The organism is Faecalicatena faecalis (assembly GCF_012524165.2).
Taxonomy (GTDB): domain Bacteria; phylum Bacillota; class Clostridia; order Lachnospirales; family Lachnospiraceae; genus Faecalicatena_A; species Faecalicatena_A faecalis.
Genome location: NZ_JABACJ020000053.1, coordinates 1 through 2,612, shown reverse-complemented (window position 1 = coordinate 2,612; position 2,612 = coordinate 1). Strand labels below are relative to the sequence as shown.

The window sequence follows — 2,612 nt, the reverse complement described above, 5'->3', positions numbered from 1 at the left end:
TGATTATTCCGGGCGATTAGCCCATGCGCTGAAGCGCGTTCAGCGCATGGGTATCGCCGTTTAGCAAAGGCTGGTCGCAGTTCAGCCCAGGTCATCAAGCATGTGATAGATACTGCCGCATATTAACATCACCGGTTTCGATCCAAGTAGTGTTATGCGCGAAGCGCTCTACGATAGACTCGGCATAAGTCCCGCCTCGCAGCCGCTTGACCCAGTCCTCGCGCTTATAAAGCGTACAGAAAATCGTGGACGTACTGTCAAAGCGGCGTTCTGTCAATTCAAGGATGAACTCGACATCTGCTTTGGACAATTCCGGCATAAGCCATTCATCCAGAACAAGTACCTTGAAAGCTGCATACTTGTTCAGCACCTTGTTCTTTCCACCGGGAAGCACTGATTTCTCAGCGTATTCTTCCAGAAGATCAGGGAGGCGGATGTATCGGGTTTTATGTAGTTGTCTGCAGGCTTCTTTTGCCATTGCACACCCCAGGAAGGTTTTCCCAGAGCTAGGATATCCCTGGAACACAACGCTGCGGCTTTCGTCAACGAACCTGCAGCTAGCCAGATCAGCAATAATGCCCCTGTTGAGAGGTCGTTTGTCAATGTAAAGGATGTCGTGAATGTCTGACTTTGGGAGCCGGAGCTTTGCAGTCTTAATCAACCGGTGTACCTTATCGTTATACTTTCTTTGATAAACACCGTCTGTAAGGAGCTGAAAACGGTCATCAAAGGGAAGAGACAGCGTCTGTGGATCCTGTTGTTGTATTTCGAGTTCATCAATGAACTCTCCGACATTCATGAGGCGGAGTTTTCTTCTGGTCTCATCATTTAGCATCAGAATCCCCTCCCTTCCGGTAATAATCACTGCCACGGAGATATCCCATGGAGGAGTCATCAGCAGAATAATCGGAAGCGACTTCTAGCTGTTCTTTATAACTGATGTCTTGATTCGCTGTTAGGATTGCTTTAAGGTGATGGTAACGGGGCACTTTAATCCCTCTGCTGATAGCAAGATCACAGGCGGTTTCCAGACGGGCATCTGTATACGTTCTGCTGAGGCGGAGTATGGCAAGGCAGGGATTATAGCCCTGTTCTTTTATTCCGACGTTGCTAAAGATACGGTCGATGACCTGTCTGGTCGATTTCCCGACTGAACTTGCCCAGTTTTTAATCCTCTCGTCATCCCACTGAACGATGTTGCGAAATGCAGGCGGCATGTCTTCCGGATGCGTGGAATACTTGTTCTTCATGTAATCCGGAAAGCGGTTGTGTGTCGTCAGACGTTCCCCCTTGTGATAGAGTTCCACAAAGCGGTCCGTTACTTTGAGATCGACCTTCTTCTTCGCGTACTGGTACGGGCATGAATACCTGTTTTTCTTGTACACTACATGGAAGTCGAGGTTGACGGCACGATCATAGACCCACTCTGCAATCTCATAAGGAGCATCAGGAAGCGGCCTCAGGAAATCCCGTTCTTCCTGCAGAACCTCATAACGACTCCCTTCACGTTTCTGAAATGCCTCGTGGTTGAACTTATGTAGCTTGTCAGAAACAGCCTTCTTGAGTTCTGTGAAGGAGTAATACACGTCGTTACGGCACCGAGCGATGATAGACGTTGCAATCTTCCCGACAGTGCCTTCTACAGATGGTTTCTGCTTCGGCTTTCTTACACCGGCAGGCATGATTGCGGTCATGTAATGCGATCCAAGAGCCGCGTAATCATCTGTCAGAATGATCTCGCCTTCCTTTGGATGAGACACGACACCAGTTTTGAGGTTATCGCATACTGTCCGTATCGGGGCGCCACCAAAGTACTCATACATGTGGATATGGCACCGGATAAAGGTGTCCATCTTCATGTCCAGACACGGCTCTACGTACGAATACTGACTATACGGGAGTGTTCCGACGAATAGATAGACAGTGATCAGTTCACCGGTGCTCATGTCCACGTAGTGCATGGTTGGTCCGGACCAATCGACCTCTGCTCGTTCACCGGGCTTGTGCTCGAGGTGGTTAGTGAGACGATTGGCGACAGTGAATTCGGCGTATCCCTCGTTAAACTTAGTCTTGCCCATGGGGATCTCCCCATTACGTTCACAGCGGTCGACATACTCCTCATGGAGAAGCTTGAGGGTCACGCCTACTTTTTTCAGTTCCTGATGCACATGCTCGTAGTCAGGATCTCCGTACATGGTCTCGTTCGCAAACTTCTCCGGATAGAAGATGTGATAGACCTCCGAATCGTCAAGGGCGCGGATATCATCGTAATGGATACCTTTCTCATCAGCGATGTTGAAAACCTCACTGACAGAGTGCCTTGAGATGTGTCTTGTGGATGCGATCGCACTTCGAGACAATCCTGCATCCCGAAGCTCCATGATGAGCTTCACATTGATTTTTCTGGCCATTCTTTTGGCCTCCCTTCGTTAGATTTGGAGCGATACTCCTTCTATAATTCTAACGAACGAAAGGTCAAAATGAATAAGAGTTAATAAATGGGCTGATCTGCGATCGGCATGTGCCGAAACGCGGATTGTATCAAATGAGCTGATGCGCGGTCTAACTGCGCTAAACTGCGGCCTAGGTGGGCCGCAGGCCCGGAATAATCA

General features: G+C 49.0%; 2 protein-coding genes. Both read right to left on the bottom strand.

From position 1 onward, the window contains the following. Positions 1-94: 94 nt before the first annotated feature. Positions 95-835, bottom strand: a complete 741-nt coding sequence (locus HGO97_RS23595) for an ATP-binding protein (RefSeq protein ID WP_168866508.1) — start codon at positions 833-835, stop codon at positions 95-97. Next, the gene (gene istA, locus HGO97_RS23590; protein ID WP_216245724.1) at positions 825-2,411 is read right to left on the bottom strand and encodes an IS21 family transposase; all 1,587 of its coding nucleotides are present in this window, start codon (positions 2,409-2,411) and stop codon (positions 825-827) included. The genes HGO97_RS23595 and istA overlap by 11 nt, the downstream gene beginning before the upstream one ends. Between the last annotated feature and the right edge of the window lie 201 nt (positions 2,412-2,612).

Coding starts and splice junctions, on each gene's coding strand:
- istA (WP_216245724.1), bottom strand. CDS start 2,411: ATGGCCAGAAAAATCAATGTGAAGCTCATCATGGAGCTTCGGGATGCA.
- HGO97_RS23595 (WP_168866508.1), bottom strand. CDS start 835: ATGCTAAATGATGAGACCAGAAGAAAACTCCGCCTCATGAATGTCGGA.